General features: G+C 63.4%; 16 protein-coding genes. 6 read left to right on the top strand and 10 right to left on the bottom strand.

Annotated features, from left to right (window positions below; translation table 11 throughout):
- Positions 1–8 precede the first annotated feature (8 nt).
- Both KW568_RS26025 and osmE read right to left on the bottom strand, forming a co-directional pair.
- A complete protein-coding gene (locus KW568_RS26025; RefSeq protein ID WP_004576962.1) occupies positions 9–539 on the bottom strand; it encodes a bacterioferritin in 531 nt (176 codons plus the stop codon).
- A gap of 43 nt (positions 540–582) precedes the next feature.
- The gene (osmE, locus tag KW568_RS26020; RefSeq protein ID WP_004576961.1) at positions 583–924 is read right to left on the bottom strand and encodes an osmotically-inducible lipoprotein OsmE; all 342 of its coding nucleotides are present in this window, start codon (positions 922–924) and stop codon (positions 583–585) included.
- Positions 925–1,047: 123 nt separating this feature from the next.
- Between osmE and KW568_RS26015 the strand changes: the two genes are divergently transcribed.
- Positions 1,048–1,938: a triacylglycerol lipase gene (locus KW568_RS26015; protein WP_003249615.1), complete on the top strand. Its 891-nt coding sequence runs from the start codon at positions 1,048–1,050 to the stop codon at positions 1,936–1,938.
- Position 1,939: 1 nt separating this feature from the next.
- Here KW568_RS26015 and KW568_RS26010 read toward each other — a convergent pair whose 3' ends face one another.
- The gene (locus KW568_RS26010) at positions 1,940–2,821 is read right to left on the bottom strand and encodes a DMT family transporter (RefSeq protein ID WP_004576960.1); all 882 of its coding nucleotides are present in this window, start codon (positions 2,819–2,821) and stop codon (positions 1,940–1,942) included.
- 224 nt (positions 2,822–3,045) lie between these two features.
- Here KW568_RS26010 and KW568_RS26005 point away from each other — a divergent pair, with 224 nt between their 5' ends.
- The 3 genes from KW568_RS26005 to KW568_RS25995 all read left to right on the top strand — a co-directional run bounded on the left by KW568_RS26005 (position 3,046) and on the right by KW568_RS25995 (position 5,262).
- Positions 3,046–3,834 carry a helix-turn-helix transcriptional regulator gene (locus KW568_RS26005; protein WP_003249619.1) on the top strand — a complete coding sequence of 263 codons (789 nt, stop codon included), beginning with the start codon at positions 3,046–3,048 and terminating at the stop codon, positions 3,832–3,834.
- Positions 3,835–3,897: 63 nt separating this feature from the next.
- A complete protein-coding gene (locus KW568_RS26000) occupies positions 3,898–4,185 on the top strand; it encodes a PsiF family protein (protein ID WP_004576959.1) in 288 nt (95 codons plus the stop codon).
- Between the two features lie 69 nt (positions 4,186–4,254).
- Positions 4,255–5,262 carry an AI-2E family transporter gene (locus KW568_RS25995; protein ID WP_003249623.1) on the top strand — a complete coding sequence of 336 codons (1,008 nt, stop codon included), beginning with the start codon at positions 4,255–4,257 and terminating at the stop codon, positions 5,260–5,262.
- A gap of 504 nt (positions 5,263–5,766) precedes the next feature.
- Here the strand turns inward: KW568_RS25995 and KW568_RS25990 are convergent.
- The gene (locus KW568_RS25990) at positions 5,767–7,038 is read right to left on the bottom strand and encodes an Hsp70 family protein (RefSeq protein WP_004576471.1); all 1,272 of its coding nucleotides are present in this window, start codon (positions 7,036–7,038) and stop codon (positions 5,767–5,769) included.
- Between the two features lie 164 nt (positions 7,039–7,202).
- Between KW568_RS25990 and cbpA the strand changes: the two genes are divergently transcribed.
- Together cbpA and KW568_RS25980 are read left to right on the top strand one after the other, a co-directional pair.
- Positions 7,203–8,162 carry a curved DNA-binding protein gene (cbpA, locus tag KW568_RS25985; RefSeq protein WP_003249627.1) on the top strand — a complete coding sequence of 320 codons (960 nt, stop codon included), beginning with the start codon at positions 7,203–7,205 and terminating at the stop codon, positions 8,160–8,162.
- 2 nt (positions 8,163–8,164) lie between these two features.
- Positions 8,165–8,470, top strand: coding sequence for a chaperone modulator CbpM (locus KW568_RS25980; protein WP_003249630.1), 306 nt, complete (start codon positions 8,165–8,167; stop codon positions 8,468–8,470).
- Positions 8,471–8,613: 143 nt separating this feature from the next.
- Here KW568_RS25980 and KW568_RS25975 read toward each other — a convergent pair whose 3' ends face one another.
- From KW568_RS25975 to urtA, 6 genes are all read right to left on the bottom strand, one after another.
- A complete protein-coding gene (locus tag KW568_RS25975) occupies positions 8,614–9,129 on the bottom strand; it encodes a GNAT family N-acetyltransferase (RefSeq protein WP_003249631.1) in 516 nt (171 codons plus the stop codon).
- A 31-nt stretch (positions 9,130–9,160) separates the two neighbouring features.
- Complete coding sequence (gene urtE, locus KW568_RS25970; RefSeq protein WP_003249634.1) at positions 9,161–9,859, bottom strand: urea ABC transporter ATP-binding subunit UrtE; 699 nt, start codon at positions 9,857–9,859, stop codon at positions 9,161–9,163.
- 153 nt (positions 9,860–10,012) lie between these two features.
- Positions 10,013–10,870 (bottom strand): urea ABC transporter ATP-binding protein UrtD, encoded by an 858-nt coding sequence (urtD, locus tag KW568_RS25965; protein WP_003249637.1) that lies wholly within the window; start codon positions 10,868–10,870, stop codon positions 10,013–10,015.
- Positions 10,867–11,946, bottom strand: coding sequence for an urea ABC transporter permease subunit UrtC (gene urtC, locus KW568_RS25960; RefSeq protein WP_004576470.1), 1,080 nt, complete (start codon positions 11,944–11,946; stop codon positions 10,867–10,869). The genes urtD and urtC overlap by 4 nt, the downstream gene beginning before the upstream one ends.
- A complete protein-coding gene (urtB, locus tag KW568_RS25955) occupies positions 11,946–13,433 on the bottom strand; it encodes an urea ABC transporter permease subunit UrtB (protein ID WP_004576469.1) in 1,488 nt (495 codons plus the stop codon). The genes urtC and urtB overlap by 1 nt, the downstream gene beginning before the upstream one ends.
- Positions 13,434–13,573: 140 nt before the next feature.
- The gene (gene urtA / locus KW568_RS25950) at positions 13,574–14,839 is read right to left on the bottom strand and encodes an urea ABC transporter substrate-binding protein (RefSeq protein WP_003249642.1); all 1,266 of its coding nucleotides are present in this window, start codon (positions 14,837–14,839) and stop codon (positions 13,574–13,576) included.
- Positions 14,840–15,056 lie beyond the last annotated feature (217 nt).

Raw genomic sequence — 15,056 nt, 5'->3', positions numbered from 1 at the left:
GTCAGAAATCAAAGGCCTTGCAACAGGTCGGACATATCGTCCGCGTGCTCTTCTTCCTGCGCCAGGATGTCTTCGAAGATACGACGGGTAGTCGGGTCTTTATCCCCGATGTACTGAATGATCTCGCGGTAGCTGTCGATGGCAATCCGCTCTGCCACCAGGTCTTCCAGCACCATCTCTTTCAACGAATTGCCAGCCACGTACTGGGCATGCGAGTGCTTGGTCAGGTTGTCGGGGTTGAAGTCCGGCTCCCCGCCCAGTTGCACGATGCGCTCGGCCAATTTGTCGGCATGTTCGGCTTCCTGGTTGGCATGTTCCAGAAATTCCTCGGCAGCCACACTGGCTTTGATGCCGCTGGCCATGAAGTAGTGGCGTTTGTAGCGCAGCACACAGACCAGCTCGGTGGCCAGCGATTCATTAAGCAGGCGCAGGATCTGTTCACGGTCGGCGTGGTAACCCTCGGTCACTGCGCCTTGCTCCACATGCTGGCGTGCACGCTCGCGCAGGGTTTTCACATCGGTCAGTTCAACATTGCTCATGGGTTATCTCCAGCAGGGGTCAGGGTCAGGTTGGGGCGCAGGCTTACGCGCCATGCAGGGCGTCACTGTCCTCTTGGCGTTGCTTGCAGGTCTTGAAGCCTTTGGCATCGACATGGCCGGTGGCGTCGAAGCGCACGTAATAGGGCTGCTGCTTGCCGTCGCGGTTAAGGATGTAGTCGTTGCAGGTACCCCCATGCGGCAGGTCGATCACGTTCGACGGGCTGCCGCCAATGGCGATGACCTTCTGCATGGTCATACCGTTCTCCACCTGCTTGACCAGCGGCTCATCGCGGTAGGTGACGTAATCCACCGGGTTTTCCGGGCGGCTGCCGCAGGCGGCCAGGGTGGCGCTTGCCAGAAGGATTGCCAGGGTCTGCTTGTACATGGTCCCGCTCCTTGCAAAGGGTCTGTGTGGTTTTGAACCACAGCGCGCGCCAGGAGTTCGATTGCGATGGTCATGATGGCCGCTGTAGTGTTGGCCCGTCGTACACGCAAAGGAGCTGCGGCAATGCAGCAGGATTTGGCAACGCGATACCCGCTGGTGCTGGTGCCAGGCATGCTCGGGTTTGTCCGGATGGTGCTCTACCCCTACTGGTTCGGCATTGTGCCGGCCTTGCGCAAGGGCGGGGCGCAGGTGTTTCCGGTGCAGGTTTCGCCGCTGCATTCCAGCGAGGTGCGCGGCGAGCAGTTGCTGGCGATCATCGACGATATCTGCCAACGTACCGGCGTCGACAAGGTCAACCTCATCGGCCACAGCCAGGGCGCTCTGAGCGCGCGTTACGCAGCGGCCAAACGGCCGGAGCGGGTGGCGTCGGTCACCTCGGTGGCGGGGCCCAACCATGGTTCTGAGCTGGCCGACCACCTGGAACGCACGGCACCGGGCCATTCACCCCAGGGGCGCGTCCTCAAGGCCGTGCTGCATGGGTTTGCCGTGCTGCTGGTGTGGCTGGAAACCGGCTGGCGTCGTGACCCGCTGCCGGTAGATGTGCACGCCTCGCACCAGTCGCTGACCAGCGCCGGGGTGGCGCTGTTCAACCAGGCTTATCCACAGGGCCTGCCGCAAACCTGGGGTGGGGAAGGGGCCTATGAGGTCAATGGCGTCCGCTATTACTCCTGGTCCGGCACGTTGCAACCCGGCCTGACAGACCAGGGGCGCAACCGCTTTGACGGCAGTAGCCGCTTCTGCCGCCTGTTCGCACGCAGTTTCATCAAGGAAAAGGGCCATTGCGACGGCATGGTCGGGCGTTTCAGTTCGCACCTGGGGCAGGTGATCGGCGACGATTACCCGCTCGATCACCTGGACATCGTCAACCAGTCGCTCGGTGCCGTGGGCAAAGGCGCGGAGCCGGTGCGGCTGTTCACCGAACATGCCGCCCGGCTCAAGGCGGCGGGGCTTTAGCTCAAGTGCGTTGGCGGCGGATCGGCGTGGTCCAGCGTTCGGCCAGCACTACCCCGGCCAGGGTCAGCAAGCCGCCGACCAGGTGGTAACTGGCCAGTTGCTCATCGAGCACCACGGCGGCGATCAGCGCGGTGACCAGCGGCAGCAAGTTGAAGAACAGTGTGGTGCGGCTGGGCCCCAGGCGGTGCACGGCCTGCATCCACACCAGTGGCGCGATCATCGAGGCCAGTACGCAGGCATACAGGACCAGGCCGATGTTGTGGCTGTTCAGGCCGGTCTTGTCCGACAGCAAGAACAGCGGTAGCAACACGACGATGGCCACCAGAACCTGCAGGTACAGCAGCTGCATCGGCGGCAGGCGCAGCTGCCATTTCTTCAGCAGGAAGCTGTACAGCGCATAGGCCAATGTAGCCACCAGCATCAACAGGTCGCCGCTGTTCAGCCCATGCTGCAGCAGGCTGGCAGGGTGGCCGGCACTGACCACTTCAAGCACGCCAAAGAATGACACCACCGCGCCCAGCAGGGCACCGTAGCTCAGGCGCTGGCCCAGCCAGGCGATGGACAGCGCCAGTGACATCAGCGGCATCAGCGAGAGGATGATGCCCATATTGGTGGCACTGGTGATGCCGGCGGCGAAGTAGGCCAGGCTCTGGTACATCGCCATGCCCAGCACGCCGAGCACGAACACCTGGGTCAGGTGCGGGCGGATGGCTGCGCGGTTGCGCCACACGGCGGGCAGCATGAACGGCGTGAACAGCAAGGCGGCCAGCAACCAGCGGTAGAAACCGATCTCCGCAGGGTGGATGGCGCCGGCGGACATCTTGGTGACCACGGTGTTGCCGGCCCAGATGAGGATGGCGGTGAGGGGGAACAGGTAATTCATGTAGCGGGTCACTCATTGGGGCCTGGATTGGGACTGCCTTGCCGCCCTCGCGGGCTTGCCCGTTCCCATGGGGATACACAGGCCTGGAGGCTGGCGCAGATCCTGTGGGAGCGGGCGAGCCCGCGAAGGCCTGCAAGGCAGGCCCTCGATAGGCCTGTATTATCGAATGTCTGTTAACAAGCCTATACTTCTATCCAGACAATCGACCCTGCAAAGCAGACAGCATGCCGCGCAAATACCTTGATATCCCCCAGTTCACCCAACTGCCGGCCTCGGTGTACTTCCGCCACGACGAGTTCGTTGCCGACACCCACAGCGCCGTGCACCAACACGGCTGGGGCCAACTGAACTACACCGCCCACGGCGTAATGCATCTGGATGTGGCCGGCCAGCGCTTCCTGTCGCCGCCGCACTACGCCGTTTGGGTGCCGCCCGACACCGAGCATGGCTGCTACAACCCCCAGGCCATCGTCTACCGTTCCATCTACCTCGACCGCAGCCTGTGCGCAGCGCTGCCATCGCACCCGTGCAGCCTGATGATCAGTGACATCCTCAAGGCTATCCTCGGTGACTTCGCCCGGCGCAATCTCAAGGTGGCCGAGGACGAGCGTGACCAGCGCCTGGTACAGGTACTGCTTGACCAGTTGCTGCTGGCGCCCACTCTGGCCTGCTACTTGCCGTTTGCCCACAGCGATGGCTTGCGCCAGGTGCTCGACGCGCTCAGCGCCGAGCCGGGGGACAACCGCCCGCTGGCCGACTGGGCCGCCCGCGTGCACGTCAGCGAACGCACCCTGGCCCGCCAGTTTCTGCGCGAGCTGGGCATCAGCTTTGGCGAATGGCGCCTGCGCCTGCGTTTTCTGCGTGCCATCGAAGCGCTGGAAGCCGGCCTGCCGATTCAGGCCATCGCCTTCGACCTTGGCTACAGCAGCGCTTCGGCGTTCATCGCCATGTTCCAGCGTCAGGCCCGGTGTACGCCCGAGCAGTACCGCCGGCAGGCGCGGGCGGGGCACTGAACATTCTTGGCTACACTCAGCTCGATCCCCGTGCATCGGGCGCGGAGCCAAGGAGACCACTCCATGAAAGTGCTGCAAATCCCGTTACTGGCCCTGGCGGTGTTGTTCAGTGCCCAAGGTTTCGCTGCCAATACCGCGCAGCAGGAAAAGATGAAAACCTGCAACGCTGACGCCACCGCCAAGGCCCTCAAGGGCGATGAACGCAAAGCGTTCATGAGCACCTGCCTGAAAAAGGAGGTGCCACAAACCCAGCAAGACAAAATGAAGACCTGCAATGCTGACGCCACCACCAAAGCCCTGAAGGGGGACGAGCGCAAGGCCTTTATGAGCGATTGCCTGAAGAAGAAATGACCTGCGCCTATGCCTGCGCCGCCAAGGCTGGCAGACTGCGGCATTCCCGCTGTCTGCCGTCGAGGCTGTATGACCTTTACTCCCCGTCAGATCACCCTGGCCAGCCTGATCATCGTCATGGCTGGGCTGCTGCTGGCTTTGCCCCTGAAGTTGCTGCCCAGCCTGCTGGCCGGTCTGCTGGTGTTCGAACTGGTCAACATGCTGACCCCTCGCCTGCAACCGCTGCTTGCTGGCCAACGCGCGCGCTGGCTGGCCGTGGCGCTGCTCGGCACGCTGGTGGTCAGCACCCTGACACTGCTGATTGCCGGTGCCTTCAGCTTCCTGCTGCACGAGGCGGAAAACCCCGGCGCCTCGCTGGACAAGTTCATGGCCTTGGTCGAGCGTGCTCGCGGTCAGCTGCCACCCTTCATCGAGGGCTACCTGCCTGCCAGTGCCGCAGAGTTCAAGGTGGCCATCGGTGACTGGATCAAGAGCCACCTGAGCGATTTGCAGCTGGTGGGCAAGGGTATGGCCCACATGTTCGTGACGATGCTGATCGGCATGATCCTCGGCGCCATCATCGCTTTGCAGCGTATTCCCGATATCTCCCGGCGCAAGCCCCTTGCGGCGGCGCTGTTCGAACGTCTTAGCCTGCTGGTGAAGGCGTTTCGCAACATCGTGTTCGCGCAAATCAAGATCTCGCTGCTCAACACGATCTTCACCGGCATTTTCCTGGCCGTGGTGATGCCACTGTTCGACGTGCACCTGCCGCTGACCAAGACGCTGATCGTGCTGACCTTCCTGCTGGGCTTGCTGCCGGTGATCGGCAACTTGATGTCCAACACCTTGATCACCATCGTCGGCCTGTCGCTGTCGATCTGGGTGGCGGCGGCGGCGCTGGGTTACCTGATCGTCATCCACAAGGTCGAGTACTTCCTCAACGCGCGGATCGTGGGTGGGCAGATCAGTGCCAAGGCGTGGGAATTGCTGCTGGCGATGCTGGTATTCGAGGCGGCGTTCGGGCTGCCCGGTGTCGTGGCGGGGCCCATCTACTATGCCTATCTGAAGAGTGAGCTGAAGCGGGCGGAGCTGGTCTGATCATGTAGTGGCCTGTACTGGCCCTTTCGCGGGTAAACCCGCTCCTACAGCGGCCTGCGGCCAATCACAGATGTGTGTCCACCCCCGATCGGTGCGTAGGAGCGGGTTTACCCGCGAATGCAGTAGCGGCGGCAACGGTGAAAGGCGGGTGGAGATTGGCCCCAGCAGGGCCGGCCCTTTCGCGGGTGAACCCGCTCCTACAGGGGCCTGCGGCCAATCACCGACGTGTCCACCCCCGATCGGTGCGTAGGAGCGGGTTTACCCGCGAATACGGTAGCGGCGGCAACGGTGAACGGCGGGTGGAGATTGGCCAGCAGGGCCGGCCCTTTCGCGGGTAAACCCGCTCCTACAGGGGCCTGCGGCCAATCACCGATGTGTGTCCACCCCCGATCGGTGCGTAGGAGCGGGTTTACCCGCGAATGCAGTAGCGGCGGCAACGGTGAAAGGCGGGTGGAGATTGGCCAGCAGGGCCGGCCCGTTCGCGGCTACAGGCTAAACGACAAATCAGGCCGCGCCGTAACGCTTGCGCGCCTCGATGGCCAGCCCGCTACCAATGCTGCCAAAGATGTTGCCTTCCACATGCCGCGCATTCGGCAGCATCGCCGAAACACTGTTGCGCAGCGCCGGAATGCCGCTTGAACCACCGGTGAAGAACACCGTATCGACCTGGTCTTCGCTTACCCCAGCCTTGGCCAGCAGCTCGGTCACGCTACCGCGCACGCGCTCCAGCAGGCCTTCGATCGCCTCTTCGAACAGCGCGCGGGTCAGTTCCGCAGTCAGCTCGGGCTCGACGCGCCGCAGGTCGATGTGGCGGCTGTCATGCTCGGTCAGCTCGATCTTGCTGGCTTCTACTTCCATCGCCAGCCAGTGCCCAGCGCGCTGCTCGATCAGTTTGAACAGGCGATCGATGCCGAAGCTGTCCTCGATGTCATAGCGCATGCTACCCAGCGCCAACTGTGGTTTCTGCGAATACAAGGCGTTGATGGTGTGCCAGGTGGCCAGGTTGAGGTGGTAGCTGGTCGGCATCAGCGCACCGCTCTTCATGCGGCTGCCGTAGCCAAACAACGGCATCACGCCCTGAAGGCTCAGTTGCTTGTCGAAGTCGGTACCGCCAATGTGCACACCGCCCGTGGCGAGGATGTCGCTTTGGCGCTCGGCGACCAGGTGGCGCTCGGGCGACAGGCGGATCAGGGTGAAGTCCGAGGTACCACCGCCGATGTCGACGATCAGCACCAGCTCTTCGCGGCTGATGCTCGACTCATAGTCGAAGGCTGCGGCAATCGGTTCGTACTGGAACGACACGTCCTTGAAGCCGATTTTGCGCGCCACTTCGGCCAAGGTGTCCTCGGCCTCCTGGTCGGCAGCCGGGTCTTCGTCGACGAAGAACACCGGGCGGCCCAGCACCACCTGGTCGAATTCACGGCCAGCGGCCGCTTCAGCGCGCTTCTTGAGCTCGCCGATGAACATGCCCAGCAAGTCCTTGAACGGCAGGGCGCTGCCCAGCACGCTGGTGTCGTGCTTGATCAGCTTCGAGCCCAGCAGGCTTTTCAGCGAGCGCATCAGGCGGCCTTCGTAGCCTTCCAGGTACTCGTGCAGCGCCAGGCGGCCATACACCGGGCGCCGCTCTTCGATATTGAAGAACACCACCGAGGGCAAGGTGATCTTGCCGTCTTCCAGGGCAATCAGCGACTCGACGCCAGGCCGGTGCCAACCGACCGTGGAGTTGGAGGTGCCAAAGTCGATGCCCAGGGCGCGGGCCGGGGATACGTCAGACATGGGAAATGGGCTTCCGGAGGCAAAACGGCCGCGCAGTGTATGCCAGTTGGCTACAGAATCAAGACCAGTCGTCTGCCTTGAGGCAAACCCAAGTCGGTCTTGAAAGGCTATGCTTGACCCCTATCTTCAGTTGCAACACGCACATTCACATTGGTGATCCACAAATGGACTTCAAAGACTATTACAAGATACTCGGCGTAGAGCCCACTGCGGACGAAAAGGCGATCAAGGCCGCGTACCGCAAACTGGCGCGCAAGTATCACCCCGATGTCAGTAAGGAGCGCGACGCCGAGGAGAAATTCAAGGAGGCCAACGAGGCCTATGAGGTGCTGGGCGACGCGCAGAAACGTGCCGAGTTCGACGAAATCCGCAAGTACGGCGGCCAGCATGGCCGGCCGTTCCAGGCCCCACCGGGTTGGGAAAACCGTGGCGGTGGCGGCGGCTTCGAAGGCGGCGACTTCTCCGACTTCTTCAGCTCGATCTTCGGTGGGCGCAGTGCGGGTGGCAACCCCTTCGGTGGCGCCCGGCAGCAGCAACGCAGTGCCGGCAGGCGGGGGCAGGACGTGGAGCTTGAACTGGCAGTGTTCCTTGAAGAGACCCTGAGCAAGGAGTCCAAGCAGATCAGCTTCCAGGTGCCGCAAACCAATGCCATGGGCCAGCGCACCGGCTTCACCACCAAGACCTTGAACGTGAGGATTCCGGCTGGGGTGACCGACGGCGAGCGCATCCGCCTCAAGGGCCAGGGTGCGCCGGGCAGCGGTGGCGGGGCCAATGGTGACCTGTTCCTGACCATCCGCATGGCACCGCACCCGCTGTTCGATGTCGAAGGTCATGACCTGATCATCACTGTGCCGTTGGCACCGTGGGAGGCGGCCCTGGGCGCCAAGGTGGCGGTTCCGACCCTGGATGGCAAGATCAACCTGACCATCCGTCCTGACAGCCAGAGCGGCCAGCGCCTGCGTGTACCGGGCAAGGGCCTGGTCAACAAGCAGGGAGAGCGCGGCAACCTTTATGCGCAGCTCAAGGTGGTGATGCCGCCTGCGTCGGACGAATCTGCCCGCGAACTCTGGACCAAGCTTTCCGAGAAAGCTGCGTTCAACCCGAGGACACAATGGAGTAAGTGATCATGAGCAGCACCCTGATCGTTCAACTGGACATGCGTACCCTGTGTCAGGAAGCCGATGTCACGGCTGAATGCGTGATCGAAATCGTCGAACATGGCATTGTCGAACCTTCCGGGCGAACGCCGGAGGACTGGCTGTTTGACGATCAGGCGCCGCTGGTGACCAAACGAGCGGTGAAGCTGCATCAGGAGCTGGAACTGGAGTGGGAAGGGGTGGCGCTGGCGCTGGAGTTACTGCAGGAAGTGCAGCAGTTGCGCAGTGAGAACAACATGCTGAAGCAGCGGCTGGGCCGGTTTATTCAGATGTAGGTTCCCTTGCCGGCATCTGTGGGAGCGGCCTTGTGTCGCGATCGGCTGCGCAGCAGCCCCAGATCTTTGCTCCACCGCAACATTGCCAGGGCTGCTTTGCAGCCCGTTCGCGACCCAAGGCCGCTCCCACAATGGACCGTATTTCAGGTCGGTTCGGCGCCCGGGTTCAGCACCAGTTGCATGAAGGTCAGATCAAGCCAGCGGCCAAACTTTACCCCCACCTGCGGCATCTGGCCGGTCACCACGAAGCCCAGCCGCTCATGCAGGCGAACCGACGCCGCATTGCCACTCTCGATGGCCGCCACCATCACATGCTTGCCGCACCCCTTCGCACGCTCGATCAGCGCGGCCATCAACACCGGCCCCAATCCCTTGCCCCGTTGGTCGCCACGGACATACACCGAGTGCTCCACAGTCAGGCGAAAGCCCTCGAACGGCCGCCAGTCGCCAAACGAAGCATACCCCAGCACGCCCGTCTCATCTGTAGCTACCAAAATCGGGTAGCCCTGCTGCGCCCGCGCTTCAAACCAGGCCTGGCGGTTGCCGAGGTCCACCGGGGTTTCGTTCCAGATCGCCGTGGTGTTGAGCACCGCGTCGTTGTAGATGTCCAGTATGCCCGGCACATCGGTGGGCCGGGCATCGCGGATTTCGTAGCTCATGACAGCGTCTCGCAAGGTCGTTGCTCGCAGATTAAATGGTTACCAGCCCGCGTACACCTTCGGCTTGCATGTTTTCGCCGCGGCCGCGCTGGATGATTTCGCCGCGGGCCATGACCAGGTACTGGTCAGCCAGCGCTTCGGCAAAGTCGTAGAACTGCTCCACCAGCAAAATTGCCATGTCGCCACGCTCGGCCAAGCGGCGGATGACCGCGCCGATCTCCTTGATCACCGACGGCTGGATGCCCTCGGTCGGCTCGTCGAGAATCAGCAGGCGCGGGCGGCTGGCCAGGGCGCGGCCGATGGCCAGCTGTTGCTGCTGGCCGCCAGACAGGTCGCCACCGCGGCGTTGTTTCATCTGCTCCAGCACAGGGAACAGCTCGTAGATGAAGGCTGGTACCTCGCGGGCTTCGCGGGCGGGGAAGCGCGACAGGCCCATCAGCAGGTTTTCCTCGACGGTCAGGCGCGGGAAGATCTCGCGGCCCTGGGGCACGTAGGCGATGCCGGCCTGCACCCGTTGCTGTGGTTTGAACGCGGTGATCGGCTTGCCTTCCCATTCGATGCTGCCGTCGCGGGCGGGCACCAGGCCCATCAGGCAGCGCAGCAAGGTGGTCTTGCCCACGCCGTTGCGGCCCAGCAGGCAGGTCACTTCGCCGACCTTGGCTTCGAAGGACAGGCCGCGCAGGATGTGGCTGCCGCCGTAGTACTGGTGCAGGGTGTCGATCTTGAGCATGTGAGAGTTCCTGAAAGGGATACTGTGCCTGTGCCGGCCTCTTCGCGGGCAAGCCCGCTCCTACGACGGGAACCGCCCCATGGCATTACGCCCCCTGTAGGAGCGGGTTTACCCGCGAAGAGGCCGGCACAGGCGCCAAAAATTCAAATCCGGTCACCGGCCCAGATACACCTCGACCACCCGCTCATCTGCCTGCACCTGCTCCAGCGAGCCTTCCGCCAGCACGCTCCCCTGGTGCAGCACGGTCACATGGTCGGCAATGCTGCCGACGAAGCCCATGTCATGCTCCACGACCATCAGCGAATGCTTGCCAGCCAGGCCCTTGAACAGCTCGGCGGTAAATTCGGTCTCGGCATCGGTCATGCCGGCCACCGGTTCATCGAGCAGCAGCAGTTGCGGCTCCTGCACCAACAGCATGCCGATCTCCAGAAACTGCTTCTGCCCATGCGACAGCAAGCCGGCCTGGCGCTGGGCCAGCGGCAGCAGGCGCAAGGTGGTCAGCACGTCCTCGATACGCTGGCGCTGGTCACCGCTCAGGCGCGCGGCCAGGCTGGCCCACACCGACTTGTCGGTCTTCAGCGCCAGTTCCAGGTTCTCGAACACGGTCAGCGCTTCGAACACTGTGGGCTTCTGGAACTTGCGGCCAATGCCGGCCTGGGCGATCTGGTATTCGCTCATGCGGGTCAGGTCGAGGGTATCGCCGAAGTAAGCCGTACCGCTGTCGGGGCGGGTCTTGCCGGTGATTACGTCCATCATCGTGGTCTTGCCGGCACCGTTGGGGCCGATGATGCAGCGCAGCTCGCCCACCCCGATGTACAGGTTCAGCGCGTTGAGCGCCTTGAAACCATCGAAGCTGACGCTGATGTCTTCCAGGCTCAGCACCGTACCGTGGCGGGTATCCAGGCCGGCCTTGCGGCTGTGGCCCAGGCCGATGGCATCGCGCCCGGCGCCGAGGTTGTCGAATACCGGTTCCAGCATGAACTCCGGGTGGACTGGGGGCACGCCTCTCATGGCTGGCTCCTTTTCTTCAACAGGCCGACCACGCCCTTGGGCAGGTACAGGGTAACGAGGATGAACAACGCGCCGAGGAAGAACAGCCAGAACTCGGGGAAGGCCACGGTGAACCAGCTTTTCATACCGTTGACCAGGCCGGCACCGAGCAGCGGGCCGATCAGCGTGCCGCGCCCGCCCAAGGCTACCCAGACGGCGGCTTCGATCGAGTTGGTCGGCGACATCTCGCTGGGGTTGATGATGCCCACCTGCGGCACGTACAGCGCACCGGCCAGGCCGCACAGCACGGCGCTCAGTACCCACACCAGCAACTTGAAGCCGCGCGGGTCGTAGCCACAGAACATCATGCGGTTTTCAGCGTCACGCACCGCGGTAAGCAGGCGGCCGAACTTGCTGCGGGTCAGGCGCCAGCACAGGTACAGGCTGGCCAGCAGCAGGGCCACGGTCAGCAGGAACAACACCGCGCGGGTGCCCTGGGCTGCAATGTCGAAGCCGAGGATGGTGCGGAAGCTGGTGAAGCCGTTGTTGCCACCGAAGCCGGTTTCGTTGCGGAAGAACAGCAGCATGCCGGCAAAGGTCAGGGCCTGGGTCATGATCGAGAAGTACACGCCTTTGATCCGCGAGCGGAAAGCGAACCAGCCGAACACCAGCGCCAGCAGCCCGGGCGCCAGCACCACCAGGCACAGGGCCCAGGCGAAATGCTGGGTACCGGCCCAGTACCAGGGCAGCTCGGTCCACGACAGGAAGGTCATGAACCCGGGTAGGCCGTCGCCGGCGGCCTGCCGCATCAGGTACATGCCCATGGCATAGCCGCCCAGGGCGAAGAACAGGCCATGGCCCAGTGACAGCAGCCCGGCATAGCCCCAAACCAGGTCCAGGGCCAAGGCGACGATGGCGTAACAAAGAATCTTGCCGACCAGGGTCAGGGTGTAGGCCGACACGTGCAGGGTATGGTCTGCCGGCAGCAGTGAGCACAGTGGCAAAGCCACCAGCAGCAGGACGACGACGGCACCGAGGGTAAGGGTCAGGCGTGGGCCGGCCTTTTGCGTAGCAGTGACAAGCAGTGGCTGGTTCATCAGTCGATTACCCGTCCCTTGAGGGCGAACAGGCCTTGCGGGCGTTTCTGGATGAACAGAATGATCAACGCAAGGATGAGGATCTTGCCGAGTACGGCACCGATCTGCGGCTCCAGCAGCTTGTTGGCGATGCCCAGGCCGAACGCGGCCCAGAGGCTACCGGCCAGTTGCCCGACGCCGCCGAGCACCACCACCAGGAATGAATCGATGATGTAGCTTTGGCCCAGGTCCGGGCCGACATTGCCCACCTGGCTCAAGGCCACGCCACCGAGCCCTGCGATGCCCGAGCCGAGGCCAAAGGCGAGCATGTCGACGCGCCCGGTGGACACGCCGCAGCAGGCGGCCATGTTGCGGTTCTGGGTGACTGCGCGCACGTTCAGGCCCAACCGGGTACGGTTGAGCAGCAGCCAGGTGAGCAGCACCACGGCCAGGGCGAAGCCGATGATGACCAGGCGGTTGTATGGCAGCACCAGGTTGGGCAGCAGCTGGATGCCGCCAGACAGCCAGGCTGGGTTGCTCACCTCGACGTTCTGCGCGCCGAACAGCAGGCGGATGGCCTGGATCAGGATCAGGCTGATGCCCCAGGTGGCCAGCAGGGTTTCCAGTGGCCGGCCGTACAGGTGGCGGATCACCGTGCGCTCCAGCGCCATGCCTACCCCGGCACTGACGGCGAACGCCACCGGCAGGGCAATCAGCGGGTAGAACTCGATGGCGCCTGGGGCGAAGCGCTGCAGCAGTACCTGGACCATGTAGGTGCTGTAGGCGCCGAGCATCAACATCTCGCCATGGGCCATGTTGATCACCCCAAGCAGGCCGAAGGTGATCGCAAGGCCCAGCGCTGCCAGCAGCAGGACAGAACCCAGCGACAGGCCGCTGAAGGCCTGGCCGAGCAGTTCGCCTACCAGCAGTTTGCGCTTGACCTGGGCCAGGCTCGTTTCGGCGGCTGTGCGCACGCCCGGGTCGCGTTCCGCATCGGGCTGCAGCAGGGCTTCGAGGCGGGTGCGGGCCAGCGGGTCGCCGGTTTCACCCAGCAGGCGCACGGCGGCCAGGCGCACTGCGGGCTCGCTGGCGCCCAGTTGCAGGTTGGCCAGGGCCAGGCCGAGGGCGGCCTGTACAGCGGCGTCCGGCTCGGCGGCGAAGCGCCGGTCGAGGAAGGCCATTTGCGCGGGTTGTGCGCTTTTCTGTAATTGCTGGGCCGCGGCCAGGCGGGTGTCGCTGTTGTCGCTGAGCAACTGATGGCTGGCCAGGGCGTTGTCGATCAGGCCGCGCAGGCGGTTGTTCAGGCGCACCTTGCGGGTGTCGTCGGCAGCGATGCGGCCTTGGCGCAGGTTTTCCAGCAGCGGCAGGCGCGCAGCATCGGGTTGTGCTGCCCAACCTTCGAGCAGGCGGCCTTGCTCGGCGGGCTTGGCGGTGAGAAAGAATTCGCCCTCGCTGGCGTGGGTTGCCAAGGGCATTAGCAGGAGAAGGGTGAGCAGGAGTCTGAGCATGCGGGCAATCCTGAAAATCGGTGTTGGATTCTTCGCGGGTGAACCCGCGCCTACACAGAGACGGTGCAAGGTTTGAAACCTGCGCGGTCCTTGTAGGAGCGGGTTCACCCGCGAATGGGCTGCAAAGCAGCCCCATGCACTCAGTTACCTTTCACGGCGTAATCTGGCCGCTTGTCATTGCCCGGAATGAACGGGCTCCAAGGCTGCGCCCTTAGCGGCTGCTCGGTTTCCCACACCACGCTGAACTGGCCGTCATCCTGAATCTCGCCGATCATCACCGGCTTGTGCAGGTGGTGGTTGGTCTTGTCCATGGTCAGGGTGAAGCCCGACGGCGCCTCGAAGCTCTGCCCGGCCAGTGCTTCGCGGACCTTGTCAACGTCAGTGGACTTGGCTTTCTCGACAGCCTGGGCCCACATGTGGATGCCCACGTAGGTGGCTTCCATGGGGTCGTTGGTCACGGCCTTATCGGCACCCGGCAGGCCCTTGGCCTTGGCGTAGGCCTTCCAGTCGGCGACGAATTTCTGGTTGACCGGGTTGTCCACCGATTCGAAGTAGTTCCATGCCGCCAGGTGGCCCACCAGCGGTTTGGTATCGATGCCGCGCAGTTCCTCCTCGCCCACCGAGAAGGCCACCACCGGCACGTCGGTGGCCTTCAGGCCCTGGTTGGCCAGTTCCTTGTAGAACGGCACGTTGGAGTCACCGTTGACTGTGGATATGACAGCGGTCTTGCCGCCGGCGGAGAACTTTTTGATGCTGGCGACAATGGTCTGGTAATCAGCGTGGCCAAAGGGCGTGTACACCTCTTCGATGTCCTTGTCGGCCACGCCTTTGCTGTGCAGGAATGCGCGCAGGATCTTGTTGGTGGTGCGCGGGTAGACGTAATCGGTGCCCAACAGGAAGAAGCGCTTGGCGCTGCCGCCGTCCTCGCTCATCAGGTATTCCACGGCCGGTATGGCCTGCTGGTTCGGGGCGGCGCCCGTGTAGAACACGTTCGGCGACATCTCTTCGCCCTCATACTGCACCGGGTAGAACAGCAGGCCGTTGAGTTCTTCGAACACCGGTAGAACGGACTTGCGCGACACGGAGGTCCAGCAGCCGAACACCACGGCCACTTTGTCCTGGGTCAGCAGTTGGCGGCTCTTTTCAGCGAACAGCGGCCAGTTGGACGCCGGGTCGACCACCACCGGTTCCAGCATCTTGCCGTTCACGCCACCCTTGGCGTTGATCTGCTCGATGGTCATCAGCGCCATGTCCTTGAGCGATGTCTCGGAAATGGCCATGGTCCCGGAAAGCGAATGCAGGATACCGACCTTGATGGTCTCGGCGGCCTGGATACTCCAGCTCAGGCCCATCGCCGCAATCGATGCGCTGAGGGTAAGGGCCTTGATCAGACTGCGACGCTTCATGTGCTCTCTCCGCTGAGTTTTTTATGGTGTTGGGCAAGCGGGGAGGGCGTTGCAAGGGGTGTGCCTAGTGGCAAAAGGTACGGTTTAGAGGGGCTGTGCGAGGTGTTGGGGCGTTGGTTGGATCCAGGTTGGTGCCTGCCGGAATTGTGTGCACAGGATTGGGGCCGCGGTGCGGCCCATCGCGACACAAGGCCGCTCCCACAGGGAAGGCGCCAGC

Origin of the sequence: Pseudomonas sp. HD6515 (assembly GCF_024971855.1) — a bacterium.
GTDB classification, from domain to species: Bacteria; Pseudomonadota; Gammaproteobacteria; order Pseudomonadales; family Pseudomonadaceae; genus Aquipseudomonas; species Aquipseudomonas alloputida.
The sequence above is the reverse complement of the archived record's forward strand: the minus strand, read 5'-3'. Positions and strand labels throughout refer to the sequence as shown.

What these genes read in the sequence shown, in the direction of transcription:
- KW568_RS26025 (WP_004576962.1), bottom strand. Translation starts at nt 539, where the DNA reads ATGAGCAATGTTGAACTGACCGATGTGAAAACCCTGCGCGAGCGTGCA.
- osmE (WP_004576961.1), bottom strand. Translation starts at nt 924, where the DNA reads ATGTACAAGCAGACCCTGGCAATCCTTCTGGCAAGCGCCACCCTGGCC.
- KW568_RS26015 (WP_003249615.1), top strand. Translation starts at nt 1,048, where the DNA reads ATGCAGCAGGATTTGGCAACGCGATACCCGCTGGTGCTGGTGCCAGGC.
- KW568_RS26010 (WP_004576960.1), bottom strand. Translation starts at nt 2,821, where the DNA reads ATGAATTACCTGTTCCCCCTCACCGCCATCCTCATCTGGGCCGGCAAC.
- KW568_RS26005 (WP_003249619.1), top strand. Translation starts at nt 3,046, where the DNA reads ATGCCGCGCAAATACCTTGATATCCCCCAGTTCACCCAACTGCCGGCC.
- KW568_RS26000 (WP_004576959.1), top strand. Translation starts at nt 3,898, where the DNA reads ATGAAAGTGCTGCAAATCCCGTTACTGGCCCTGGCGGTGTTGTTCAGT.
- KW568_RS25995 (WP_003249623.1), top strand. Translation starts at nt 4,255, where the DNA reads ATGACCTTTACTCCCCGTCAGATCACCCTGGCCAGCCTGATCATCGTC.
- KW568_RS25990 (WP_004576471.1), bottom strand. Translation starts at nt 7,038, where the DNA reads ATGTCTGACGTATCCCCGGCCCGCGCCCTGGGCATCGACTTTGGCACC.
- cbpA (WP_003249627.1), top strand. Translation starts at nt 7,203, where the DNA reads ATGGACTTCAAAGACTATTACAAGATACTCGGCGTAGAGCCCACTGCG.
- KW568_RS25980 (WP_003249630.1), top strand. Translation starts at nt 8,165, where the DNA reads ATGAGCAGCACCCTGATCGTTCAACTGGACATGCGTACCCTGTGTCAG.
- KW568_RS25975 (WP_003249631.1), bottom strand. Translation starts at nt 9,129, where the DNA reads ATGAGCTACGAAATCCGCGATGCCCGGCCCACCGATGTGCCGGGCATA.
- urtE (WP_003249634.1), bottom strand. Translation starts at nt 9,859, where the DNA reads ATGCTCAAGATCGACACCCTGCACCAGTACTACGGCGGCAGCCACATC.
- urtD (WP_003249637.1), bottom strand. Translation starts at nt 10,870, where the DNA reads ATGAGAGGCGTGCCCCCAGTCCACCCGGAGTTCATGCTGGAACCGGTA.
- urtC (WP_004576470.1), bottom strand. Translation starts at nt 11,946, where the DNA reads ATGAACCAGCCACTGCTTGTCACTGCTACGCAAAAGGCCGGCCCACGC.
- urtB (WP_004576469.1), bottom strand. Translation starts at nt 13,433, where the DNA reads ATGCTCAGACTCCTGCTCACCCTTCTCCTGCTAATGCCCTTGGCAACC.
- urtA (WP_003249642.1), bottom strand. Translation starts at nt 14,839, where the DNA reads ATGAAGCGTCGCAGTCTGATCAAGGCCCTTACCCTCAGCGCATCGATT.